The following is a 24,149-nucleotide window of genomic DNA, read 5'->3' as shown; positions in this document are numbered from 1 at the left end:
GCGCGGGAGCAGGAAGTCGGCCCCGCCGACTTCCTGCTCCCGGGGTCAGCCCGGCAGGAGGCACTGGGACTGCGGGTCGTAGCAATTGAGGCCCATCGAGGCGGCGACCTGGGCGGCGTACACGGCGGCCTCCTGCGCCATGCTCCAGCGGATGGGGAAGTGGATCAGCGGGCCGCTCGCCTCGTCGATCAGCGGGCCCGTCGACCACGGCGAGGTGTCGTCCACGTCCTCGGTCAGATCGGGCCACCGGGCCAGGAGCGCGGCGACGTACGCGGCGATCCGTTCGGTCGGCGGGACCTCCGGCCCGTCGGCGTCCATGTACTGCTCGTACAACTCGTCGAAGCGCAGGGCCGCGGCGGCGTCGTCCGCGGGGCGCTCGCCCTCCCAGACAGCAAGGTCGAAACTCATGGGGTGCAGCCTGCCATCCGGCACCGACACCCGGGCCCGTCGGGTGCGCCGCGCACGCCACGGGCCCGGGCGGTCAGTGGCGGGGCATCGGGCGGCGTTCGCCGTAGCGGGCGGTGAACTCGTCGTCGGTGAGGGCGGCCAGCTGCTCGCCGGTGACCCGGCCGGCCATCAGGTCGGCGAGGAAGGCGGGCAGGGGGGTGGCGCGCAGGGCGTCGGTCATGGCGCCCGGGACGATGTGGACCTCGGTGTCGACGCGGCCGTCGGGGTGGAGCCGGTAGGTGCGGTAGCCCGGGCCCTCCAGGGCCTGGTTGGGCTGGTCGATGCTCATGAAGGTGGACGGGCAGACGTAGACCGGGCGGCCCTCGAACTCGCCGGAGAGGTCGCCGTGCAGGTGGCCCGCGCCGATGGCCCGGATCTTGGGGAAGTCGCGCACCAGCAGCGCGAGTTCGCTGTCGCCCTGGGCGACCGGGGCGGTCGCGGCCAGCGGCGGCTGGTGGAGCCAGAGGAACACGTGCTCGGCCCGGGTGGCGGTCAGGATCGCGCGGGCGCGCCGCTCCTCGACCGGGGTGAGGCCCGGCTGGGCGGCGGCGTGCACCCGGTCGTCCCGGTCGCGGTAGGTGCCGTCGCCCACGGCTTCGCGCCCGCGGGCGTTGCTGTCGACGAACAGCATCAGCCAGTTGCCGACCTGCACGGCCGGTTCGAGGTGCACGGTGGGGCGGGGCAGGCAGGCCTCCAGCGCGTCCTGCTTGTCGTGGTTGCCGGCCAGGCAGTAGACGGGGGCGGGAACCGCCTCCAGGGCCTCGGCCAGCCGCTCGTACGCCTCGGGCTCGCCGAGGTCCGCCAGGTCGCCGGTGGCGACCACCAGCGCGGCGTCCCCGACCGGGCCCGCCGCGTGGGCGAGCGCGGCCGCGAGGCCTTCGTCGGGCTGGTGGCCGACGAACGAGCGGGCGGCGGAGCCGGTGCGGAAGTGCAGGTCGGAGATCTGGACGATGCCGATGGTGTCGTGCGTCATGGGTGGCCCTCACGCTCGGTGCGGCCCGGCCGCGGGTCCGCGGCCGGGCCCCACCGACATTAGGAAAGTGGCAGAACTGCCATATGGCAGTTGTGTGAATTCCCGCCGACCACTTCCTTGCGGTCAGGCTTGGGCCAGGCTTGGGTCGGGCTCGCGGTCGGGCGGCCCGGCCGGCCGGCTCAGCCCATGGAGGGCGCCGTCTCCCACGGCACTTCGGCGGCGAAGCTCGTGCCGAGCAGCCGTACCAGGTTCCAGTAGTCGTCCTCGCCCGCCTCCAGCCCGTCGACCAGCAGCCGGGCGGGAGGGAACGGCCGGCCGGTCCGCAGCCGCGACAGCTCGACCAGCCGGGCGCGGCCCGCGGCCGCCTCCGCCCCGCCGTCCAGGCAGGCCAGCGCGGTGCGCAGGGCGGGCTGGAAGGTGTCCTCCTCCTCCCACACCGCCTCGATCTCGTCGAGCTCGATCGTCACGAAGCCGCCCGGCGCCCGCTCGACGGCCTGCCGCAGCAGGGCGGCGTGGGCGTCCAGCGCGCCCTCGGCGGCGAAGAGCGCGTTCAGCGCCGGCAGCGCCGCGTCGAGCTGCGCGAGCGCCCGCTCCTTCGCCACCAGCGGCGCGGTGGCCTCCACCGCCCCGTCCTCGTCGTCCTCGTCCTCGTCCTCGACGGTGAACACCCCGGTCACGAGGTCCGCCGGACGGAACAGGGCGAGCCAGAGCAGCGGGACGCCGGAGACGTCGTGCGCGACGACCCCGCCCTGCGGATCGAAGCCCTCCACCTGGCTGGAGGGGTAGAGGGACGCGACGTCCGTGGAACACAGATACGAAGAATTCGCCATGCCCGGAGGCTAGCCGCCCCGACCGACGGCGGTCCTTCAGCTCGGGGCTCCCTCGTGGCAGGAGGCGATGAACCCCAGCAGGCGGTCGTTGACCAGGTCGGGGCGTTCCAGGGTGAGGCCGTGGCCCGCCCGGTCCACGATCTCGGCGTGGACGCCCGGGATCAGCGCGGTGATCCGCCGCAGGGCCTGGCGGGGGCGGAGCAGGGCGCTGCGCCGGCCGACCAGGGCGAGGACGGGCAGGCGGATCGAGCGCAGTTCCTCGTCGGTGAACGGCCGGGCCGGCGGGCGGGTGGCGGGCTTGTAGGCCCGCATGGCGAGCAGCATCGGCGCGATCATCTCGGGCGGGGAGCTGAGCGCGGGGTTGGCGAGCAGCCGGCCGATCGCGGGGCGCAGGCGGCGTGGCGCGAGCATGCCGAGCAGGCCGCCGACCATGTGGAGGTAGAAGCGCGCGGGGACCTTCTCGATGCCGCCCGGGTCCAGCGGGGCGACGGAGGCGAGGCGTTCGGGCGCGTGGATCGCCTGGTTGAGGGCCAGCCAGCCGCCGTAGGAGAGGCCGGCCAGGTGGATGCGGTCGAGGTCGAGCGCGGCGAAGACCTCGCCGAGCCAGGCGGCGTTCTCCCGCGAGCCGGCCGCGACGACGCGCTGCACGCTGCGGCCGGGGTCGTCGAGGGTGTCGATCGCGTAGACCGGGTGGTGCGCGCCCAGGGCGGCGACCTGCGGGTACCAGTTGGACGCGTGCCCGGCGTGGCCGTGCAGCAGGACGATCGGCTCGCCGGCGCGGGGGCCGTAGCGGTGGACGCGGACGGTCCCGTAGGAGGTCTCGACGTCCAGGTCCTCACGCGGCTCCGGCCACAGCTCCATCGCGCGGTCGTATGCCGCCATGAACGTGGTGCGGGCCTCGTCGCTGACGAAGTGGCCGACGGCGGTTCTGGTCATGGTCCCTCCCGGAGTGCGGACGCGTAGCAGCAGCACTTGATGGTATGTTTGTACCATAAAAGAATCCGAGAGGAACCGGAACCCGATGCCCAAGCTGGTGGACCACGAGGAACGACGCGCCCACATCATCGACGCGCTGCTGCGCGCGGCGGCGAGCGACGGCCTGCACGCCGTCACCATGCGGTCGGTGGCGATCGGGGCGGGCGTCTCGGTGCGGCTCGTGCAGTACTACTTCGACACCAAGGAGCAGCTGCTGCTCGCGGCGATGGAGCGGCTGGCCGTGCGCATGGGCGAGCGGGTGCGCCGGCGCGTCGGCGAGCGCGTCGGCGCGGCCGGCTCCTCGACGGCGCCGCGCCCGCGCGACGTCGTCGAGGCGGTCCTGCTCGAAGCCGTGCCGACGGACGAGGAGAGCCGCACCTTCCACCTCGTCTACACCGAGTACGCGGTGCTCTCCGTCACCGACCCGGCGCTCGCCGGGCAGCGGTTCCTCGCGGCGCCCGACGAGATGGAGGCCTTCCTGGTCGCCCAGCTGACCGCCGCCCGGGAGGCCGGCGACACCGACCCGCGGATGGACGCCCGCCAGGAGGCCGTCGTCCTGCTGGCCGCCTCCGCCGGCCTCGGCCTGAGCGTCCTGCTGGGCCAGCGCACGGCGGACGACGCGACGGCCGCCGTGCGCTACCACCTCGGCCGGCTCTTCCACCCGGCGCGGTGACCCGCCGGGGCCGGGCCGATCCGCCGGGGCGGGCGCCGCGGATCCCCGGCTGGAGGTCAGGCGCCCGCGAGGGGCTTGGCCATCACGATCTCGCGGCCGGCGCCGTCGGGGAGGAGGTCGCCGGGCTCGCCGGTGTCGGTGAAGCCGGTGCGCTCGTAGAGAGCGCGGGCGTGCGGGTTGTGCGGCATCACGGCGAGGCGCAGGGTGGCGAGGCCCTGCCGGGCCGCCCACCGCTCGATCTCGGCGATCAGGAGCGCGCCCACGCCCCGGCCGCGCGCCCGGGGGCCGACCCACATGGAGATCAGCTCGGCGGAGCCGTCGCCGGGCACACCGGTGGCCATCGCGGCGGGCTCGCCGTCCACGAGGGCGACGAGGTCGAGGGCGCCGGGGATCTCCAGCCGTGAGCGCCAGCGCTCCTCCCGGTCGCCCTCGCCCTGCCAGGCGGCGAGCGTGGAACCGAAGGCGTACGGCGCTTCGGCCAGGGCGGCCAGGCGCAGTTCGCGCCAGAGCGGCCAGTCGTCGGAGGTCAGTTCCCGCAGTTCGATCATGCCGAGACGATGCACCGCCGGGTCCCGCCATGACAAACGGATTATCCCGCGAGCGGGGGGTTGAGACGGGCGAAGGCCTCCTGGCGGCGGTACGGGAAGTAGGGGTACGGCGCGGTGCGCAGGCTCGCGGCGTCCAGGCGCGCGACCTGCTCCGCCGTCAGCTCCCAGCCCACGGCGCCGAGGTTCTGGCGCAGCTGCTCCTCGTTGCGCGCGCCGATGATCACCGAGGAGACGGTGGGGCGGCGCAGCAGCCAGTTGATCGCCACCTGGGGGACGGTGCGGCCGGTCTCCCCGGCGACCGCGTCCAGCGCGTCCACCACGTCGTACAGCAGCTCGTCGTCCACCGGCGGGCCGAAGGAGGCGGTGTCGTGCAGGCGGCTGCCGGCCGGGACCGGGCCGCCGCGGCGGATCCGCCCGGTGAGGCGGCCCCAGCCGAGCGGGCTCCAGACCAGGGCGCCGACGCCCTGGTCCCGGGCGAGCGGCATCAGCTCCCACTCGTAGTCGCGGCCGAGGAGGGAGTAGTAGACCTGGTGGGCGACGTAGCGGGGGCGGGCGTCGCGGTCGGCGGCGGCGAGGGACTTCATCAGCTGCCAGCCGGAGAAGTTGGAGACGCCGGTGTAGCGCACCTTCCCGGCGCGGACCAGGCCGTCGAGGGTGGCGAGCACCTCCTCGACGGGGGTGGCGGCATCGAAGGCGTGCAGCTGGAGGATGTCGATGTGGTCGGTGTCGAGGCGGCGCAGGGCGGTGTCGACCGAGGTGATCAGGCGGGCGCGGGAGGTGCCGGCGTCGGCGGGGCCGTCGCCGGTGGGCAGGCCGACCTTGGTGGAGATCAGCACCTGGTCCCGGCGGCCCTTGACGGCCTGCCCGAGGACCTCCTCGGACGCGCCGTCGGAGTAGACGTCGGCGGTGTCGAACAGGGTGACGCCGGCGTCGATCGCGATGTCGAGCAGGCGGCGGGCTTCCTCGGGGCCCGTGGTGCCCCAGGCGCCGAAGAGCGGGCCCCGGCCGCCGAAGGTGCCGGTGCCGAGGGAGAGGGCGGGGACGGTGAGGCCGGACGCGCCGAGGCGGCGGTGTTCCATGGGAGGTTCCCTTCGCTAACGGGACTGTTGTGCCGTTAAGATGAGTTCGACCCTAGCACTGTCGGCGACGCTAATGGAACAGGAATCCCGTTAATGACTTCACCGGAATCGGGCATGCAGCGGCCGGGCGGCCGGACGGCGCGGGTGCGCGCCGCCGTACTGAAGGCCGCCGAGGACGCCCTGGTCGAGGTCGGGTTCGCCGGGCTCGACCTCGGCGACGTCGCCCGGCGCGCGGAGGTCGGCCGCACCACCGTCTACCGGCGCTGGGGCTCGGTGAGCGCGCTGCTCGCCGACCTGCTCACCGACATGGCGGAGCAGTCCCTCCCGCGCACCCGCACCGGCTCCCTGCACGAGGACCTGCGGGCCGTCGCCCGGCTCATCCGGCGCACCCTCGCCGATCCGCGGCAGGGCGCCCTGTTCCGCGCCGTGCTGGTCGCCGCCACCTGCGACGCGACGGCCGCCGAGGCCCTGCACCGCTTCTACCGCGTGCGTGTCGCCGAGTGGGCCCCGTGTGTGGCGGAGGCGGTCGAGCGCGGCGAACTCCCGCCCGGCACGGACCCCGAGGAGGTCATCCGCGCCGTCTCCGCGCCCCTCTACTACCGCATGCTCACCACCCCCGACCCGCTCGACGAAGCGACGGCCGACCGCGCCGCCGCGGCGGCGGAGGCGGCGGCGAAGACGGGTGCCTTCGGGTGATGTTCGCGCGGTTTCGGCGTGGCTCCCGGGCGGTGGGGGCGGCACCTCGGTAGATCTTTCCGCGGCCGGGGGCCCGTGGCGGGTCGTCCGCCTGGACCGGCCGTCAATTCCCCTGTGGATAAAAGGATTTGATCACCATGAAGCTGGCTGGACGGATCACTGCTGTCGCCGGCGGCCTCGGCCTCGCCCTGGGCACCGGCGTCGCACTCGCCCCCACGGCGAGCGCGACCGCCCAGGGCTGCTACTACCACGTCCTGGAGGACACGCCCAACGCGGGCAAGGAGATCGTGCAGGACGCCTGCACGATCGGCGCCGGTGGCGGCGAGGAGAACTTCCACACCTGTTACCACCTCCTGCGCGGCGACTACGTCCCCGCCGTCACCGCGGCCGACTCCTGCCGCCGCGCCCCGAAGTAGCGGCCCGCCGAAACCCACCGCGGCGCGGGAGGTCGGCCCGCCCGACTTCCCGCGCCGGCGTGATCCGAAGGAGACGGACCCTAGCGGCCGGCCTGGCCCAGGGGGGTGGTGCGGTGGGTGATGAAGGACTGGGCCTGGTCGGCGGTGAGGGGGTGGGCGAAGAGGTAGCCCTGGCCGAGCGGGCAGCCCATGGCGGCGAGGAGGTCGCGCTGTTCGGGGTGCTCGATGCCCTCGGCGATGACCTGGACGCCCAGGGTGTCGGCGATCCGGGTGATGCCCTCGACCAGGGCGTACTGCTGCTGGGAGAGGCCCAGGCCGTCGATGAAGGACTTGTCGATCTTCAGCACCGAGATCGGGAACTCGCGCAGGTAGGAGAGCGACGAGTAGCCGGTGCCGAAGTCGTCGATGGCGATGCCGACGCCGAGTTCGCCGAGGGTGTGCATGTCGGTGTGGACGCGCTCGTCGCGGCGCATCAGGACGGACTCGGTCAGCTCCAGGACCAGCGACTGCGGGGGGATGCCGGAGGAGCGCAGCGCGCCGCGGACCACGTCGACGAAGCCGGCGTCGCGGAACTGGCGGGCGGAGACGTTGACGTTGACCCGCAGCGGCGGCAGGCCGGCGGCGGCCCGGGCGGAGGTGCTGAGGGCGTGCCAGGCGGCCGCCTCCTGGGCGGCGCGTTCCAGGACCCAGGCGCCCAGCGGCACGATCTGGCCGCTCTCCTCGGCGAGGGCGATGAAGTCGTCGGGCAGTAGCATGCCGCGCCGCTCGGACGGCCACCGCACCAGGGCCTCGAAGGCGACCAGGTCCCCGGTCGCCAGATCGACGATCGGCTGGTAGTACAGGCGGAACGCGGACTCGGCGATCGCGCTGTCCAGGTTCTCGTTCAGCTCGTGCCGCGCCATCAGCCCGGCCTGCAGCGCCGGCCGGTAGGGGCACCACTGCCGCTTGCCGGCCGCCTTCGCCGAGTACAGGGCCAGGTCGGCGTGGCTCAGCAGCTCGGTGGCGTCCACGCTGTCCTCCGTCGTCGCCACCCCGATCGACGCCGACACCCGCACCGCGCCCGCGCTCAGCCTGAACGGCTCGGTGAACGCCGTCAGCACGCCCTGCGCGAGCGCCCCGACGTCGGCCTGCTCCAGCGCGTCCTCCACCAGCACCGCGAACTCGTCGCCGCCGAGCCGTGCCGCCGTGTCGGAGGCGCGCAGCGCGGTGGAGATCCGCAGCGAGACGGCGACCAGCAGCTCGTCCCCGACCGCGTGCCCCTGGGTGTCGTTGACCACCTTGAAGTCGTCCAGGTCGATGAAGAGCACCCCGGTGACGGCGCCGCTGCGCTCGCCGCGGGAGAGCGCGTGGCCGACCCGGTCCAGGAAGAGCACCCGGTTGGCCAGGCCGGTGAGCGAGTCGTGGAAGGCCCGGTGGGTGAGTTCGCGCTCCATCTGCCGCTGCTCGGTGACGTCGCGCAGGGTGAGTACCAGCCCGCCGACCGTCGGGTCGTCGCGCAGGTCGTTGCACCGCACCTCGGCCTCGATCGGGGAGCCGTCGGCCCGCAGCAGCCGCCAGTGCTCACGCTGGGTGTCCAGGCCGGAGCGGCCGCCGCCGCCGCCGACGGCGGGGCCGCGCATCCGGGCCAGCGCCTTGCCGACCGCCCGGCTGTCCTCGGTCGGGACGAGGTCGGTGAGCAGCGTGCCGTCCAGGCTGGGGTAGCCGAGGACCCGCTCGGCCGAGGAGGCCGAGGCGTAGCGCACCGAGTCGTCGCCGTTGAGGATGAGGATGACGTCGTTGGCGCTCTGCACCAGGGTGCGGAAGTAGGCCTCGCTGTCGCGCCGGGTGATCTCCTGGCTGAGCATGACGCGCTCGACGGCCAGGGCGGCCTGCGCGGCGAGGATCTCCAGCGAACCCCAGAGGCTGGTCAGCTCCTGTTCGGTGCCGGTGACGATGAGCGCGCCGATCAGCGGGTCGCCGGAGGGGCGCTCGGCGAGGGTGAGCGGGCACAGCAGGGCGTTCGGCATGCCGTCCAGCCGGGCGGCGAGGCCGCTGCCGATGTCCCCGACGGGCAGCAGCCGGGTCTCCCGGTAGGCGGCGAGGGCGAGCACCTCGTCGGAGTCGTGCCCGGCGCCCAGGCGGTGGCGGCCGGCGCCGCGTTCGGCGTGCCGCACGTGCAGCACGCCGCCCTCGGTGACGGCGAGCAGCGCGACGTGGCCGGCCTCGGCCGGCATCAGGGTGGAGGCGGCGGCCTGCACGGCGTCGGCGACCTCCTCGACGGTGACGGCCGCGGAGAGCGAGGAGCCGGCCTCGCGCAGCGCCCGCTCGCGGGCGACGGCCTGCCGGCGGGCGCGCACCACGACCGCGAGCCGGGCGAGCACGAGCAGGTAGAGGACGGCGGAGAAGGCGCCGATGACACCGGCGTTGCTGGTGTTGCCGTTGCTCGCCTCGACCATCAGGATGGTCGGCGCGATCAGCGAGGCGGCGGCCAGCAGGGCGAGCCGGCCGGGGCCGATGTCCGGCTGCTGGCTGGGGATGGGCCTGGTCAGCTCGACCATCGAGGGGTGCAGCGCGGCGGCGCCCCAGGCGGTGTAGAAGGCGGCCCAGCCGAGGTCCACGGGGGTGCCGATGCGCCAGTCGCCGTGCAGCAGGATCAGCCCGTACAGGATGTCGGAGACCAGCAGGCCGACGGTTCCGGCGGCGAGCAGCTGCAGCGAGCGGCTCACCCCTCCGCGTGGCACGATCAGGCGCAGCAGCAGGGCCAGCACGACGACGTCGCCGAGCGGGTAGGCGATCGAGACGGCCTTCTGGAGCCAGTCGAGCTCCGGGTTCCGGGCGTAGGGCAGGATCAGGTAGATCCAGGCGAGCAGCGCCAGGCCCATGGTGAGGATGAGCGCGTCCAGCAGGCTGGCCCGGTCCTGATGCGCCGTCCGCCAGCGGATGAAGCCCAGCACGCCCGCCGCGTAGAGCAGGTACTCGGCGAGGTAGAAGCCGTCGGCGACGGACGGGAAGGGACTGCCCAGGTGCAGGAACTGCATCTGGACGACCTGCACCACCTCGCCCGCGGTGAAGCTGAGGTTGGCGAGCGCCAGCAGGTACCAGTAGACGGCGTGGGAGGGCCGGTTGAGGCGGACGCCGGCCACGATGGCGGCGACGCCGCCCAGGCCGATGCCCGTCCACCAGATGATCCGCTGGGAGGGGTTGGCGTAGTAGATGCCGGTGAGCAGCACCATCCACGCCAGGTAACAGACCATCAGGCGTTGGCGCCGACGTGTCAACGAGCTACCTCCTCCTCGGCATCACCACGTTCGCCCGCCGGGGCGGGCGGTGGGGTCCGGGCAGGGGCTCGCGAGCGTCCGGCCCGGGCCGGGGAGGTCCGGTCGGACGTTCGAAATGGGCCTTGAGTGCGTATAGTCGGAAATGTCGCACCTCCCAGCATTCTGCCGCCACAGCACGAGGTCAAGCCGGTGGACGACGCAGCAGAGAGCGCACGGGGAGCACGTCAGGGAGCGCATTCCGGACGTCACGCCGTGCTGGTCAACGAGGACGGTCAGTACACGATCTGGCCGGGGGACTTCACGGTGCCGGGCGGCTGGCGCACGGTGTTCGGTCCCGCCCCGCACCAGGAGTGCCGCCGGTACGTGGACCGCGCCTGGCATCCCCCCGGGCTCGGGCTCGGGGCCGGGGCCGCAGCGGGGGCCGGCGCGGGCCGGTCACCCGGACGGGTCACCCGGGCGGACCCGAACACCGCGGACGGGCGGCCCGGCACCGTGCACGGACTGGTCCGGGAGCGCGCCGCCCGCGACCCGCGCGCCCTCGCCGTGCTCACCGACGGCGAGGCGCTCGACTACGGCGGGCTGGACGCCCGCAGCGACCGGCTCGCCGCCGTCCTGCGCGGCCTGGGCACCGGGCCCGAGCGGATCGTCCCGGTCTGCCTGGAGCGCGGCACCGACCTGGTGACCGCCTGGCTCGCCGTGCTCAAGGCCGGCGGCGCCTTCCTGCCGCTGGACCCGGCCCACCCGCACCGGCGGCTGGCCGGGCTGGTGGCGGACTGCGGGGCGCGGCTGGTCGTGGCGGGGGAGGGGACGCGCTTCCCGGGCGTCCGGGTGGTGGCACCGGGAGAGGGGCCCCCGGGAGCCGTCGAGGTCCCGGACGTCAGCGCGCCGGACGACCTCGCCTACCTGATCTACACCTCGGGGACCACCGGTACCCCGAAAGGCGTACCGGTCACCCACCGCTCCCTGGTCTTCACCCTCGACCGGGTGATCGACGCCTACGGGCTCACCCCGCGCGACCGGGTGCTCCAGCTCGCCGCGCTGGGCTTCGACACCGCGCTGGAGCAGGTCTTCGCGTCCCTGGTCGCCGGGGCCACGCTCGTCCCCGGCGGCGCCCGCACCTGGGCCCCCACCGAGCTGGCCCACCGGATGCGCGAACTGCGGCTGACCGTCGCCGACCTCACCCCCGCGTACTGGCACCACCTGCTCACCCTCCTGCCGCCCGGAGGGCCCGCCCCCGAGGGGCTGCGGCTGATCGTGGTGGGCGGCGACACCGTGCACGAGGACGACTGCCGCGCCTGCCTGGAGCGGCTGCCGGGCGTGCGGCTGGTCAACGCCTACGGCGTCACCGAGGCGGCCGTCACCTCCACCCTCGGCGAGCTCACCGCGGAGGTGCTCGCCGCCCCCGGACCGCACGGACCCGCGGCGCCGGTGCCGATCGGACGGCCGCTGCCGGGGGTGCGGGTGCACGTGCTCGACCGGCGGCTCAGCCCGGTGCCCCCCGGCGAGAAGGGCGAGATCCACCTCGGCGGACCAGGCCTGGCCCGCGGCTACTGGAAGGCACCCGGACTCACCGCCGAGGCGTTCCTGCCCGACCCCTACGCCCCCGACCCCGGCGAGCGGATGTACCGCACCGGCGACGCCGGGCGCTGGCGGGCGGACGGCACCCTGGAGGTCCTCGGCCGCTCGGACGACCAGCTGAAGGTCCGCGGCCACCGCGTCGACCCCGCCGAGGTCGAGTCGGTGCTCGCCGCCCACCCCGACGTCCGGCAGGCCCGGGTCGCGGTGACCGAGGGCGACGACGGCACCCGGGTGTTCACCGCCTATTACACCCTCACCGACCGGGCCGCCTCCGGCCCCCGCGCCCGGCGCGGCCGGATCCGCGGCTACCTCGCCGAACGGCTGCCGGACTTCATGGTCCCGGCCGCGTTCGTGCTGCTCGACAGCATGCCGCTCACCCCGGCCGGGAAGATCGACCGCCGCCGGCTGCCGGACGCCCCGGCCCGGGTGCGCCGGCGCGGCGGCGGGCGGCCGGAGCGGCCGGAGCCTCCGGGACGGGCGGACCCGGGCGCGTCCCCGAACGGCTCCGGAAGCCTCGCCGGCCCCGCCGCCCCCGGCAACGGCTCCGCCGTCGAGGCGGGCGTGGCCCAGCTCTGGTCCGAACTGCTCGGTGTCGAGGAGGCCGGCCCCGGGGACGACTTCTTCGAACTCGGCGGCAACTCCCTGCTCGCCATGGAGATGCTCGCCCGCGCCCGCATCATGTTCGGCATCGACGTCACCCGGATCCGCTTGCTCACCCGCGCACTGCTGAGCGACGCCACCCTGCGCGCCTTCGCCGCCGCCACCCTCGCCGCCCGCACCGGCACCGGCACCACCGACGGCGAGAGCGCCGTCGACTGGACCGCCGAGGCCCGCCTCGACACCCCCCTGCGGCAGTCCTGGAGCCCCGCGCCCTCCCGCGCCGAACCCACCGAGATCCTGCTCACCGGCGCCACCGGCTTCTGCGGAGCCCACCTCCTGGACGCCCTGCTGCACACCACCGACGCCCGGATCCACTGCCTGGTCCGCGCCCCCGACGAGGAACACGCCCTCGAACGGCTGCGGGCCGCCCAGCAGCGCTACCTGCGCCACGACCTCGCCGACCGCCGCGTCGTCCCCCTCGTCGGCGACCTCGCCGAGCCGCTGCTCGGCCTCGGCCGACAGCGCTTCGACCGGCTGGCCGGCAGCCTCGACGCCATCCACCACCTCGGCGGCCAGGTCAACTTCATCTACCCCTACCACCAGTTGCGCGCCGCCAACGTCGCCGGCACCCGCGAGGTGGTCCGCCTCGCCGGACACTCCCGCGGCATCCCCGTCCACTACCTCTCCACCCTCGCCGTGCTGGCCGGCTTCGGCCCGGCGGGCGTGCGCGAGGTGGCCGAACGGACCCCGCTCGCCCACCCCGACCGGCTCGCCGTCGGCTACGTCGAGAGCAAGTGGGTCGCCGAACAGCTGCTCCACAACGCCGCCGCCGGCGGGCTGCCGGTCACCGTGCTGCGCACCAACGACGTCACCGGGGACCTGCGCACCGGCGTGATGAACACCGGCACCGAGATCTGCGCGCTCATCAAGTACATCGCCGAGAGCGGGAGCTGCCCGGACGTCCGGCTGCCGCTGGACTTCGTCCCGGCCGACCGGTTCGGCCGGGCGGTCTGCCACGTCGTCGCCCACGCCCCCGCCATCGGCGAGGTGTACCACCTGACCTCGCCGCACCCGGCCGACCTCGCCGACCTCGCCGGGCGGCTGCGCGCCCGGGGCCACCCCGTCGACCCCGTCCCCTACGCCCGGTGGGTGCGCGAGCTGGTCCGGTTCGCCGCCGGGCACCCGACCCACCCGATGACCCCGTTCGTCCCGCTCTTCGTCGACCGCGTGCCCGGCACCGACCTGTCCATCAGCGAGCTGTACTTCCGCCCCACCTTCCCGCGCTTCGACCGGGCCGACGCCGACCGGGCGCTGGCCGGAAGCGGCGTGGAACTGCCCGCCGTCGACGACGCCCTGCTCGACTTCTACCTCGACCGGCTGACCGCGGAGGGCTTCCTCGCCGCGCCGCGGCGGACCCCGTCGGGGCATACTTCGTCGCGGGGGACCGCGCCGCTGGAGGCACCACGATGACCGCCACCGCCCCCGAGGAGCTCTTCGCGGCGCTCGACGTCGCCCGGGCGCCCGCCGACGGCCCGGCCGCGTTCGGCGCCGACCTCGCCCCCGGCACGCTGCTCGCCGCCTACCGGCGCGGCCTGTTCCCGCTGCCCGCCGCCGACGCCTACGCGAGCGCCTTCAACGAGGCCCGCGCCGAACGGGCGGTGGCGGCCGGCGAGGTCGCCCTGCTGCCGGGCCCCGACCACGGCGCGGACCCGTACGCGCTCGCCTGGTGGTCGCCCGACCCCCGGCCGCTGCTCGCCCCCGACGGCGTCCAGCTCGGGCGCAAGCTCTCCCGGCTGCTGCGCAACCGCCTGGACTGGTGGACCACCGCCGACCAGGCCTTCGGCGAGGTGCTCGCCGCCTGCGCCGAGGGGCGCGAACCCCCGTGGCTCACCCCGGAGCTGCAGGAGGCGCTGACCGGGCTGCACCGGCTCGGCGCGGCCCACAGCGCGGAGGTGTGGGAGGACGGCGAGCTGGTCGGCGGGGTGTTCGGGATCGCCGTCGGGCCGGTGCTCAGCCTGGACTCGATGTTCCACCGCCGCCCGGACGCCGCCCGGGTCGCCGTCGCCGACCTCGCCGCCCGCTTCGCCGCCGCCGGGGGCCGGCTGATGGACGCCCAGTGGGACTCCCCGCACGTGCGCTCGCTCGGCGCCGCCCCGCAGCCCCGGGCCCGCTACCTCGCGGCGCTCGCCGAGGACGCCGCGCCGGTCGCCCCGCTGGACACCACCCGCCGACCCGCCGCCCGGCTCGCCCCCGAGCGGCCACGCGACCCGCGCCCGCACGGCCGCTCGCGCGCCCACCGCCACCCCTACCGCAACACCCGGCGGACCAGCGAAACCTGACGGTCCGTCACCCGATCGGCGCCGGGCCGACGGTGACCCGGGCGGTGGACGTGCGGACCGGGCCGGTCGGGCCGCCGGCGGTGAGCGTCGCGGTGTAGGTGCCGGCGGCCGGGTAGTCGTGGTCGACGAACCCGTACCCGGGGTCGACCGCGCGCGGCGCGCTGCCGTCCCCGAAGTCCAGCGTCGCGGTGCCCGGCGCCCAGCCGGTCGTGTACCCGGCCGCGAACCGCGCGTTGAGCGGGTGGCCCGTCCGGGGGTGGTGGCGGGCGCTCAGGCGCACGCGCAGCGGGTCCTGGAGTTCGATGGCGCCGCGGTCCCGGTAGCCCCAGGCGGTGGAGCCGGGGAAGCGCGGGTGGTCGGCCGGCTCGGCGCCGAGGAGGTCGGTGGCCAGGGTGCCGAGGGCGGTCGGGTCGGCGGCGTCCGTCACGCCCGTCACGGCGGCCGGGGTGTAGTCCTCGCGGTCGGCGGCGAATCCCGGGTCGACGGCGTTGTCGCTCGCGCCCTGCCCGACGGCCCGGAAGGCCTCGGGGGTGGCGAACGGGGTGTCGCCCCAGGAGTAGGCGTACGGGCCCCACGGCACGACGGTGTTGTAGTCGACCCTGGTGCTCCGGACGGATCCGGCCGACACCACCAGCGGGACCGCGGTGGGCGGCGTGCCGCCGCAGCGCGGGGCGGGCCGCTTGGCCAGGATGTTGTTCTCGGCCACCGACCCGGTGGAGTTCCCGGCGAACTCCAGGTCGCTCCAGCAGTTGCGGCCGAAGGTGTTGCCCACCACGATCGTGCCGGGCGCGTCGGTGACCAGCACGCCCCGGCCGGCGCCCCCGGTGATCAGGTTGGTGGTGACCACCACGCCGGAGGTCCCGGCGTCGACCGCGACGCCGCTCACGGGCGCGGCGGAGATCCGGTTGCGGCTCACCGTGACGTACGAGCCCGCTCCGGTGATCCGGACGCTCGGGGTCGCCGCCGGGAAGGCCCGCACGCCGCCGCGGACCGGGTCGCCGGCCTCGACGTCGTTGTGGTCCACGGCGATCCGGGTGGAGTCCTTGACGAGCACGCCCTCCTGCGGGGCGTCCAGGCGCAGGCCGGTGACGGTGACGTCGTGCACGCCCTCGAACACGAAGGCGTGCGGAGCGGGGGCCGACCCCCGGGCCCAGTGGCGCGTCCCCACGGAGGTGTCCGGCGCGTGGACGGTCGGCTCGGCGCCCTGGAAGACGATCGGCCGGCCGGGCTCGCCGGAGCGCCTGACGGTGACCTGGCCGGTGAACCGGCGGCCCGGCGCGAGCTGGACGGTCTGCCCGGGTCCGGCCACGTCGGCGGCGGCCTGGACGGTGCAGAACGGCCGCTCCCGGGTGCCGCTCCCGGAGTCCGAGCAGTTCGAGCGGGGGCCGTTGTCGACGTGGAGCACGGTGCTCTCGGTGGATGCGACGCTCTCGGTGGACGCGGTGCTCTCGGCGTACGCGGTGAACGGGAGCGCGGTCCCGGCGACCGCGGAGCCCGCGATCGCGAGGGCGAGGCCGGCGCGACGGGGTACTGGCATGGGCGGGATCCTCCTGGAGTGGCGCGGCGCGGCGGGATTCGACTGACGTATCGACAGAAACCTTGCGTGAACGGACGGATGCGGGAGTCGCCATGAGTATCCACGGCCCCGCGCGCCACCTCAACCGGAAGCGGTCGGTGCCCCGCATCGGTTTGGGCCGCGGCGTGCGGGGGGACGGGAGCCGACATGTTGTCAGTTGTGGTGGCCCCCTGGGGCGATGAGCCGGTGTTCGAGCGGAACGGGGACGTGGCGCACGACGCCGCGAGCACGATGAAGGTGGCGGTCCTGGCCGCGCTGCACCGCGCGGGGGCGGACCTCGGCGCGCCGGTGCCGGTGGTGAACACCTTCACCTCCCGGGCGGGCGGGGAGTTCGGCAACGATCCGGACCGGGACAGCGATCCGGTGCCGTGGACGCTGCTGGGCGCCACCGTGCCGCTGGGGCTGCTCGCCGAGCGGATGATCACCCACTCCTCCAACCTCGCCACCAACCTGTGCCTGGCCCGGGCCGGGCACGAGGCGGTGGACGAGGTCTGGCACCGGGCGGGGGCCACCCGCAGCGCCAGCCCGCGCGGCATCGAGGACTACCGGGCGCGCGACGCGGGGGTGCACAACCGGGTGACGGCGCGGGACCTGGTCCGGCTGCTGCAGTCCCTGGACGGCGAGCCGCAGGTGCTCGCACTGCTGGAGCGCAACGCCTTCCGGGTCGACCTCGCGGCCGGGCTTCCGCCGGGGACCAGGGTGGCCTTCAAGAACGGCTGGTTCCCCGGCGTGCGGCACTGCGTCGGCCTGGTCACCCCCGAGGACTGCCCCCCGTACCTGCTGGCCGTCTGCTACACCGGCCCGCTCGCCTCGGGCGCCGACGAGGCCGCCGCCGATCCGGCCGCCCGCCTGCTGGCCAGGGTCTCGGCGGCGGTGTGGGAGCGGCGGCACGCGATCAGCGCCGTCGGTGCCGGTTCATCCGTGCTGCCCTAGTTCCTCCAGGCCCGCCAGCGCCGCCTCGTTGAGCAGGTTGATCCGTACGAAGCCCGGGCGGCCGGGGAGTTCGAAGTGGCGGCCGTCGAGGGCGAGCAGCCGTTCGGCCGGGGCGTGCGGGCGGGCGAACAGGAAGTAGCCGGTGTCGATCCGGTCCTGCTCGGCCAGCGCCCCGGCGGCGGTGAGGCGTTGGTGGTTGGCGCGGACGTGGTCGAGCAGCCGGTGGTTGCCCTCGATCAGCATCAGGTCGGCGGCCCGGTGGGCGAACAGCCGGTCGGCGAGGGCGACGTCGCCGTGCAGGTTGAGGTGCAGCTCGGCGAGCGGTTCTCGCAGCGGCTCCGGGACCAGCAGGTGGGCGCAGCGGTAGCCGTGGATGGACAGGTACTTGGTGGGGCAGACCATCCGCAGCGTGCGGCCGGCGGGCAGCGCGGCGGAGTCCTCGCGGCGTCCGCCGTCCCAGCGCATGTACTGGAAGGTGCCGTCGACGAACACCAGGGAGCCGGTGGCGCGCTGCCACTCGGCGATCTGCTTGAGCACCAGCTCGGGGACCCGCCGGCCGGTGTACCAGACCGGGTCGGTGAGCAGCAGGACCGTGTCCTCGTCCGGGAGCCGGAGGTCGAAGCCGGACTGGTGGGCGTGCGCCTCGGCGACCTTCACCGGGTCGATGCCGAACCGCCGGAAGAAGTAGGCGAACTTGTAGTGGACCGGCGGCAGGTAGTGGATCCGGGTGCGGCCGGTGAGGTGCAGCCAGGTGCAGAAGGTGCCGAGCAGTGCGCTGGAGCCGCCGGCCGGGACGACCCGGTCCGGGGAGCACGGCTCGGCGTCGTACCCCTCGTGCAGGCGGGCGATCTTGGCGCGCAGGGCGGGGTCCTCGTCGAGCGCCGAGTAGCGGGTGACGTCGCCCAGCCGGTAGGGCGGGGTGTGTGCGAGGTCGCCGAGGTAGTCGGCGACGAAGGGGTGGCCGCCGTTGTAGTCGGAGACGAACAGCCGTCCCTCCGGTCGCTGCCGGGCCCGTTCGACGGCCTCGTGCAGGTCGAGCATGCGGAACAAGGACGGCGTCATCCGTCACTCCTCGGGCGGCTGGCCACTTTGTCGGACGGGCGTCAAGTCTGTCCGGGGCCCGGCGCGGACACAAGTCCGCACCGGGCCCGGGTGGTTCGCGTGCGAGGGGACGGGACGGGTCAGTAGGGCTTGACGAGCACGTGTGCGGCGCCCGGGACGCCGACCTTCAGCAGCTCGTCCTCCTCCGGGGTGGTCGGCGTGCCGGTCTCCTGCTTGAGGACGGCCCGGGACAGCGCCTGCACCCACATGGCGCGCGGCCGGCGGCGCTCCTCCCAGGCGGTCAGCGCCTCGGGCACCGAGGCGGCGGCGTCCAGGCTCTGCGCCAGCACCAGGGCGTCCTCGACGGCCATCGCGGCGCCCTGCGCCAGGTGCGGGGTGGAGGCGTGCGCGGCGTCGCCGGCCAGCACCACCCGGCCGACGTGCCACGGCTCCTCGACGGTGACCTGCGAGATCCGCGAGTACACCACCGCCGCCGGGTCGGTGACCTGGTCCAGCGCCTCGGCGATCGGCCCGCCGAAGCCGGCCAGGCGCTCGCGCAGCTGCTCGTGGGCGCGCCGCGGGTCCGGGCGGAAGTCCTCGGCCTCGGCGAACACCGAGCCCAGGTACATGAGGTCCGCGCTGATCGGGGTCAGCAGCGCCTTCGCCTTCAGGTTGCCGGTGGACATCACCACGCCCTGCACCTCGGGCGAACGCGGCAGGGTGACGCGCCAGTTGGCGAAGCCGGTGTACTCGGGCGCGTACTTCTCGCCGTAGAGCCGCTTGCGCAGCGGCGAGCCGATGCCGTCGAAGCCGACCACCAGGTCGTAGCGGGCGCTGCTGCCGTCGGACAGGGTGACCGCCACCTCCTCGCCCTCGTCGGTGAGGTCGGCGATGGTGGTGCCGAAGCGCAGGGTCGCGCCTTCGGCGGTGGCGGCCTCGCCCAGCACCCGGGCCAGCGCCGGGCGGGGGATGCCGTTGTTGGACGGCGCGTCGTCCATCCGGGGCTGCGGGATCTTGGCGAGGACGCCGCCGGCCGGGTCGCAGATGGTGAGCACCTCCCACTCGAAGCCGACCGTCAGGCACTGCTCCAGCACGCCGATCTCGCGCATCACGTGCAGCGCGTTGGAGGGCTGGATGATGCCGACGCCGAGCGCCTCCAGGGCGTCGCGCAGCTCGACGACGTCGACCCGGTGGCCGCGGCCGGCGAGGGCGGTGGCGGCGGTCAGGCCGCCGATGCCGGCGCCGTGGACGAGGACGCGCAGGGGTGGGGTCATGGTGGTGGTACTCCAAGGGGAGGAGGAAAGGGAAAAACGTTTCAGCGGGCCGGGCCGGACCCCGGCGGACCGGGGCGCCGGCCCGCGGCTCCGTCAGGCGGCCGACAGCTCCATCAGGTGGTCGACCAGCGCGAGCAGCAGGTCCCGCCCGAAGGTCCGCACCCGCACGTCGCCGACCAGCATCGGCACCTGCGGGTCGAGGTCCAGGGCGGCCCGGACCTCCGCCACGCTGCGGGTGTTCTCGCCGTGGAAGCAGTTGATCGCCACCACGAACGGGATGCCCCGGCTCTCGAAGAAGTCGATCGAGGCGAAGCTGCTGTCCAGCCGGCGGGTGTCGGCGATCACGATGCCGCCGAGCGCGCCGTTCACCAGGTCGTTCCACATGAACCAGAAGCGCTCCTGGCCGGGCGTGCCGAACAGGTAGATCACCAGCTCCGGGCTGATGGTGATCCGTCCGAAGTCCAGGGCGACCGTGGTGGTCTCCTTGTTGTCCACCCCGGACAGGTCGTCGACGCCCTCGCTGGCGCGGGTCAGGTACTCCTCGGTGCGCAGCGGCGCGACCTCGCTGACCGTGCCGACCAGGGTGGTCTTGCCGACCCCGAAGCCGCCGGCGATCAGGATCTTCAGGGCCGCCGGGGCGACGGGGGCGGTGCCGGAGGAGGGGGACGAGGGGGAGGAGGGGAGAGGTGCGGATCGTGCCATGGTTCAGAGCCTCCGGAGTCCTTCGCGTACGGCCGTCAGCAGCCCGAGGTCCAGGCCGCCGTCCCCCGAGGCCCGGGCCACCGAGATCGGTGCCCGGGCCCGCAGCAACCCCTGGGCGATGAGGTCGCCCAGGAGGATCTTGGTCACCGAGACCGGCAGGTCGAGCCCGGCCGCCACCTCGGCGACGGCGGCCGGCCGGCGGCACCGCTCCAGGATCAGGCGGTGCTCCGGCTGCAGTCCGCGGAGGCCGGACGACCGGGCGGCCAGGACCGGGTCCGCGAGCTCCTCGACCGTGGTCAGCAGCGTGATCAGGGTGAGGTGGTCGTGCTCCGGCGCCGTCCGGCCGCGGGTGATGGTGTACGGGCGCACCATGGTGCCGGCACCGTACTCGTCGTCCTCGTCCTCGTCGGGCAGCTCGCTCCAGTGCGGCCTCACCGTGGCGTCACCCCCGGTTCCTGGCGGCGAAGGCGTCGAACTCGCTGCGGACCGGCGTGCTGAGCTTCTGGCCGACCTGCTGGACGAGCTGGTGCATGGCCACCGACATCACCTCGGCGTCCACCTCCTGGTCGGCGACCACCGCGAGGTGGGTGCCCCGGGCGGCGGCGATGACGAACAGCCAGAGCTCGGCCAGCTCGATGATCACCTGGTGCACCGGGCCGCCGTCGAACAGCTGGCCGATGCCCCGGGCGAGGCTCTGCTGGCCGGTGGCGACGGCCGCCAGGCGCTCGGCGTCGGCGCGGTCGATGGAGCGCGAGTGGCTGACCACCAGGCCGTCGTCGGAGAGCAGTACGGCGCTTCTCGTCCCGGGCACCGTGTCGACGAGTCCGTCCAGCAGCCAGTCGAGGTCCTGGTGGGTGGCGATGGTGCGGTTCATGACTGGTCTTCCGTCCTCGTGGTTCGGGGGTCCGCGGCCGGGAGGGCCCAGGGGGAGGGACCCGGCGCGGGAGTCGGGGGGTCGGCGACGGCCGCGGGGGAGGCCTGGCCGGGCGGCAGGCCGCGGTGCGCGGCGGCCTGGTCCGCGGCGGTGCGCTCGGGGCCGGCGGGGTCGGTGGGGTCGGTGGCGGGCGTGCTGCCGGGCTCGGCGGCGCCGAGGCCGCGGGCGGCCCGGGACTGGCGCTGGAAGGCGCCGACCGTGGCGCCCGAGCGGCGCGGCGGGCGCTGGAACGGGCCCGCGGTGGTTCCGGGGCTGGCGCCGCCGGTGCCGCCGGTGTCGGCGGGGTTCCCGGTGCTCCCGGGGTTCCCGGCGGTCCCGGCATAGGGGGGCCGGGGTGCCGGGGGGACGCGCAGCTCGGCGGCCAGGCTGGCCTGCCGGACCCGCTGCGGCAGCGGCGGCTGGGAGCCCGCCGGCGGTGCGGCCGGGGCCGCCGGGGCGGCGGCCGGCCGGTCCGCGGTGCCGTCCTCGCGCCGCCGCTCGGCCAGCCGGTAGTGGTCGGCGGGCCGGTACTGCTCGTCGGCGTACGGGGCCTCGGCGGGCGTCACCGTCGCGTAGGCGATGTCCGGGTAGGCGGGGTCGTCGTAGCCGGGCTGGGCGGGGCCGCCGTGCGCCGGGGGGACGTAGCCGTGGACCTCGCCGGGCGCGCCGTGCCCCGCGAGCGGGTACAGGTAGCCGTCCGCGTCGCCGTGGGCGAAGCCGTCGCCGAAGCCGCCGCGGAAGCCGTCACCGAAGTCGTCGCCGAACCCGTCGTCGAGGTGGTCGTCCTGACCGTCGCGGGGCGGTACCCCGAAGACCTCGTCGTCCGACGGCGGCACGTACTCGACGTGGGCGAAGGCCTGGGCCGGCGTCTGGTGGGTGCCGGGGGTGAACCAGTCGGCGCCCGCCGGGTCCGGGTCGGCCGCGGTCCCCGCGCGGGCCGCGCGCTCCTCGGCCTCGTCCACCGCGACGACCGGCGAGGACGCCGGGCCGGCCGCGGCCGAGGGCATCTCGGTCACCGAGGCGAGCGGCGCGGGCTCCTTGCGCTGCTCGGGCCGCTGGCGCCGGGCGAGCGGGATCGGGGTGACCGCGCCGCCGTCCGGCAGGCCGTCGCCGCCGCCCAGCACGTACTCGCCGGGGACAAGCACGACCACCCTGGTCCCGCCGAAGGCCGACGGGCGGAACTCGATCTGCAGGCCGATCGCGGCCGCCAGCCGGCCCACCACGTGGAAGCCGAGGCGGATGTCGTCGCCGCGCGCCAGCATGTCGGTGCGCGGCGGGTCGTCGGCGAGCGCGGCGGCCATCAGCGCGTTGGCCGCGTCGTACTGCTCCAGGTCCATGCCCAGGCCGCGGTCCTCGATCTCGATGGCGAGCCCGCGCCCGACGACGGCTGCCCGCACGTCGACCGGCGTGGGCGGCTTCGAGAAGCTCGCCGCGTTCTCCATCAGCTCGGCGACCACGTGGGCGACCGGTCCGACCGCCCGCTCGGAGAGCCACGGGTGGCCCTCGACGTCCAGCACGATCCGGCGGTACTCCTGCACCTCGCCCTGCGCCGAGCGCAGCACGTCCAGCAGCGGCACCGGCTTGCGCCACTTCCGCTGCGGCTGGCCGCCGGCCATGATGACCAGGTTCTCCTCGTAGCGGCGCAGACGGGCGGTCAGGTGGTCGAGGTCGAACAGACCCTCCAGCACCTCCGGGTCCTCGTGCCGGCGCTCCAGGGCGTCCAGCTTGCGCAGCTGCTGGCCGATCAGCAGCTGGGTGCGGCGGGCGATGCGCTGCAGCAGCCGCTCGAAGCCGCGGTGCTGCTCGGCCTGCCGGACGGCGGTCTCCAGCGCGGAGGTGCGGGCGAGGTTCATCGACTGCCCGAGCTGGGCGAGTTCGTCGCCGCCGCGGGCGTGCGCCCCGGCGGTGATCGCCCGGCTCTCCGCCTCGACGTCGACCTGCTCGCCGCGGGCGAGGCGCTCGACGACCTCCGGCAGGGTGCGCTCCAGCTCCTGCGCCTGGTTCTGCAGGTCCCTGATCCGGCGGCGCAGCGAGCGGGTCAGCCGCCAGCTGGTGACGACCACCGCGATCAGCGCGACCAGGCCGATCACGGCGGTCAGCGCGACCCGGGTGAGCAGCGAGAGGAACGAGCCCTTGCCGACCTCGACCACGCCGTCGGTGCGGGTCTCCAGGAGCTTCACCAGCTGCGGGTTGACCTGGTCGACGGCCTGGCGCCACTGGTCCTGCAGCTGCGGGAGCCGGACGGTGCCGGTCGCGTCGGCGGCGGCGGCCGGGCGGGTGAGGGCCTGCTCCACGGAGGCCTTGGCCTGCCACGCGGAGCCGCTCAGCAGCTCCGACCAGGCACCCCGTTCGCCCTCCGGCAGGTAGGGGACGACCTGGACGGTGAAGAGGTGGTCCTGGGCGCCGATCGCCTGCTGGACGAGCTGGTAGTCGGAGGCGCTGAGCTTGCCGGACGGCCAGCCGCGGGCGAGGATCGCGTCCTCGCGGGCCAGCATCTCCTTCGCCCAGAAGGAGTTGACCAGGGTCTTGGAGATCCAGGTGACCTCGCCGTTGTCGACGTGGCTGAGCGCGGTGAATAGCCGCAGGTCCACGGCGATCAGGTCGGTGTAGTACGTGTAGACGCTCTGCTGGTCGGCGGTGCCCTTGTCGACGGCGGCCCGCTGTTCGCCCAGGCGCTCCATCGCGCGCCGGGCCTCGGCGACGGCCGTGAGCACCTCGGCGGGCGCGCTGCCGGCGGTCTCCTTGGAGAGGGCCTGGAACTTCTGCACGGCCTCGTCGGTGAGCTTGCGCTGGCGTTGCAGCTGCTCGGTGACGGTGCCGGGCCGGGCGAGCGTCTCGGCGCTGAGCCGGCGCTCCTCCTGGAGGTTGTAGTAGACGATGTTGGACGGCTGTCCCGCCTTCTGGGCGAGCAGGCCCTGGTCCGCCTGACGCAGGAAGTCGAGGAAGGTCACACCGCTGGTGACCGCCCACAGGACGGCCAGCGCGATGCTGGGGACGAGGGCGAGGACGAGCAGTGCCGTCCGCAGTGACAGGCGCGGACGACGCCTGCGGGGGGCCTTCGGCGTCGGGGGCCGCCGATTCGCACGCGCGCGCAGAGCTGACTCCTTGGGGCTGGCGGCCGGCCCGGTGAGGGCCGCACCGACCGGGGCACGGGCTTTATGACGAGGCGATACTAGTCATACGGTGTGTTAGGAGTGAAAGCCCGTTCGATCTTCGGGCGGTGCACACACAGGTCCTTGACATCGCCGAAGCACGGGGTTCACGGCCCCGCCCCGGCGGCGCGCACGCCCCCGACGTGC

General features: G+C 74.8%; 20 protein-coding genes. 6 read left to right on the top strand and 14 right to left on the bottom strand.

From position 1 onward, the window contains the following. Positions 1 to 45 precede the first annotated feature (45 nt). From ABT093_RS30275 to ABT093_RS30260, 4 genes are all read right to left on the bottom strand, one after another. Positions 46 to 408, bottom strand: a complete 363-nt coding sequence (locus tag ABT093_RS30275; RefSeq protein ID WP_350569877.1) for a hypothetical protein — start codon at positions 406 to 408, stop codon at positions 46 to 48. Positions 409 to 481: 73 nt separating this feature from the next. Further along, entirely contained in the window at positions 482 to 1,420 is a 939-nt protein-coding gene (locus ABT093_RS30270) for a metallophosphoesterase (RefSeq protein ID WP_350569876.1), read from the bottom strand. A 179-nt stretch (positions 1,421 to 1,599) separates the two neighbouring features. Further along, positions 1,600 to 2,250 carry a hypothetical protein gene (locus ABT093_RS30265; RefSeq protein WP_350569875.1) on the bottom strand — a complete coding sequence of 217 codons (651 nt, stop codon included), beginning with the start codon at positions 2,248 to 2,250 and terminating at the stop codon, positions 1,600 to 1,602. A gap of 36 nt (positions 2,251 to 2,286) precedes the next feature. Next, positions 2,287 to 3,186, bottom strand: coding sequence for an alpha/beta fold hydrolase (locus tag ABT093_RS30260; protein WP_350569873.1), 900 nt, complete (start codon positions 3,184 to 3,186; stop codon positions 2,287 to 2,289). Positions 3,187 to 3,271: 85 nt separating this feature from the next. Here ABT093_RS30260 and ABT093_RS30255 point away from each other — a divergent pair, with 85 nt between their 5' ends. Then, complete coding sequence (locus ABT093_RS30255; RefSeq protein ID WP_350569872.1) at positions 3,272 to 3,898, top strand: TetR/AcrR family transcriptional regulator; 627 nt, start codon at positions 3,272 to 3,274, stop codon at positions 3,896 to 3,898. Positions 3,899 to 3,954: 56 nt separating this feature from the next. On the opposite strand, the gene ABT093_RS30250 is transcribed toward ABT093_RS30255, so the two are convergent. Beyond that, a complete protein-coding gene (locus tag ABT093_RS30250) occupies positions 3,955 to 4,446 on the bottom strand; it encodes a GNAT family N-acetyltransferase (RefSeq protein ID WP_350569870.1) in 492 nt (163 codons plus the stop codon). A gap of 41 nt (positions 4,447 to 4,487) precedes the next feature. After that, the gene (locus ABT093_RS30245; protein ID WP_350569868.1) at positions 4,488 to 5,525 is read right to left on the bottom strand and encodes an aldo/keto reductase; all 1,038 of its coding nucleotides are present in this window, start codon (positions 5,523 to 5,525) and stop codon (positions 4,488 to 4,490) included. A gap of 93 nt (positions 5,526 to 5,618) precedes the next feature. Here ABT093_RS30245 and ABT093_RS30240 point away from each other — a divergent pair, with 93 nt between their 5' ends. Further along, positions 5,619 to 6,221 carry a TetR/AcrR family transcriptional regulator gene (locus ABT093_RS30240; RefSeq protein ID WP_350569867.1) on the top strand — a complete coding sequence of 201 codons (603 nt, stop codon included), beginning with the start codon at positions 5,619 to 5,621 and terminating at the stop codon, positions 6,219 to 6,221. A gap of 137 nt (positions 6,222 to 6,358) precedes the next feature. Then, positions 6,359 to 6,637, top strand: coding sequence for a hypothetical protein (locus tag ABT093_RS30235; protein ID WP_350569865.1), 279 nt, complete (start codon positions 6,359 to 6,361; stop codon positions 6,635 to 6,637). A gap of 80 nt (positions 6,638 to 6,717) precedes the next feature. Here the strand turns inward: ABT093_RS30235 and ABT093_RS30230 are convergent, their stop codons facing one another. Beyond that, a complete protein-coding gene (locus tag ABT093_RS30230; RefSeq protein WP_350569863.1) occupies positions 6,718 to 9,894 on the bottom strand; it encodes a putative bifunctional diguanylate cyclase/phosphodiesterase in 3,177 nt (1,058 codons plus the stop codon). 126 nt (positions 9,895 to 10,020) lie between these two features. Here ABT093_RS30230 and ABT093_RS30225 point away from each other — a divergent pair, with 126 nt between their 5' ends. Next, a complete protein-coding gene (locus ABT093_RS30225; protein ID WP_350569862.1) occupies positions 10,021 to 13,542 on the top strand; it encodes an amino acid adenylation domain-containing protein in 3,522 nt (1,173 codons plus the stop codon). Next, the gene (locus tag ABT093_RS30220; RefSeq protein WP_350569860.1) at positions 13,539 to 14,411 is read left to right on the top strand and encodes a leucyl/phenylalanyl-tRNA--protein transferase; all 873 of its coding nucleotides are present in this window, start codon (positions 13,539 to 13,541) and stop codon (positions 14,409 to 14,411) included. The genes ABT093_RS30225 and ABT093_RS30220 overlap by 4 nt, the downstream gene beginning before the upstream one ends. A 7-nt stretch (positions 14,412 to 14,418) precedes the next feature. On the opposite strand, the gene ABT093_RS30215 is transcribed toward ABT093_RS30220, so the two are convergent. Continuing rightward, complete coding sequence (locus ABT093_RS30215; RefSeq protein WP_350569858.1) at positions 14,419 to 15,948, bottom strand: right-handed parallel beta-helix repeat-containing protein; 1,530 nt, start codon at positions 15,946 to 15,948, stop codon at positions 14,419 to 14,421. A 186-nt stretch (positions 15,949 to 16,134) separates the two neighbouring features. Here ABT093_RS30215 and ABT093_RS30210 point away from each other — a divergent pair, with 186 nt between their 5' ends. After that, positions 16,135 to 16,920, top strand: coding sequence for a serine hydrolase (locus tag ABT093_RS30210; protein WP_350569857.1), 786 nt, complete (start codon positions 16,135 to 16,137; stop codon positions 16,918 to 16,920). Here ABT093_RS30210 and ABT093_RS30205 read toward each other — a convergent pair. The 6 genes from ABT093_RS30205 to ABT093_RS30180 form a co-directional block, all read right to left on the bottom strand. Then, a complete protein-coding gene (locus tag ABT093_RS30205; RefSeq protein ID WP_350569856.1) occupies positions 16,903 to 17,982 on the bottom strand; it encodes an aminotransferase class I/II-fold pyridoxal phosphate-dependent enzyme in 1,080 nt (359 codons plus the stop codon). The genes ABT093_RS30210 and ABT093_RS30205 overlap by 18 nt on opposite strands. A gap of 119 nt (positions 17,983 to 18,101) precedes the next feature. Continuing rightward, positions 18,102 to 19,235 (bottom strand): FAD-dependent monooxygenase, encoded by a 1,134-nt coding sequence (locus ABT093_RS30200; protein ID WP_350569855.1) that lies wholly within the window; start codon positions 19,233 to 19,235, stop codon positions 18,102 to 18,104. A 93-nt stretch (positions 19,236 to 19,328) separates the two neighbouring features. Further along, positions 19,329 to 19,937: a GTP-binding protein gene (locus ABT093_RS30195; protein WP_350569853.1), complete on the bottom strand. Its 609-nt coding sequence runs from the start codon at positions 19,935 to 19,937 to the stop codon at positions 19,329 to 19,331. A 3-nt stretch (positions 19,938 to 19,940) separates the two neighbouring features. Next, positions 19,941 to 20,372 carry a DUF742 domain-containing protein gene (locus ABT093_RS30190; protein WP_502884347.1) on the bottom strand — a complete coding sequence of 144 codons (432 nt, stop codon included), beginning with the start codon at positions 20,370 to 20,372 and terminating at the stop codon, positions 19,941 to 19,943. Between the two features lie 7 nt (positions 20,373 to 20,379). Further along, the gene (locus ABT093_RS30185; RefSeq protein WP_350569851.1) at positions 20,380 to 20,811 is read right to left on the bottom strand and encodes a roadblock/LC7 domain-containing protein; all 432 of its coding nucleotides are present in this window, start codon (positions 20,809 to 20,811) and stop codon (positions 20,380 to 20,382) included. Then, positions 20,808 to 23,801 (bottom strand): sensor histidine kinase, encoded by a 2,994-nt coding sequence (locus tag ABT093_RS30180; RefSeq protein ID WP_350569849.1) that lies wholly within the window; start codon positions 23,799 to 23,801, stop codon positions 20,808 to 20,810. The genes ABT093_RS30185 and ABT093_RS30180 overlap by 4 nt, the downstream gene beginning before the upstream one ends. Between the last annotated feature and the right edge of the window lie 348 nt (positions 23,802 to 24,149).

The organism is Kitasatospora sp. NPDC002551 (genome assembly GCF_040296005.1).
GTDB lineage: Bacteria > Actinomycetota > Actinomycetes > Streptomycetales > Streptomycetaceae > Kitasatospora.
Note: the sequence above shows the minus strand (reverse complement) of the source record. Positions and strands in the feature narration are given on the sequence as shown.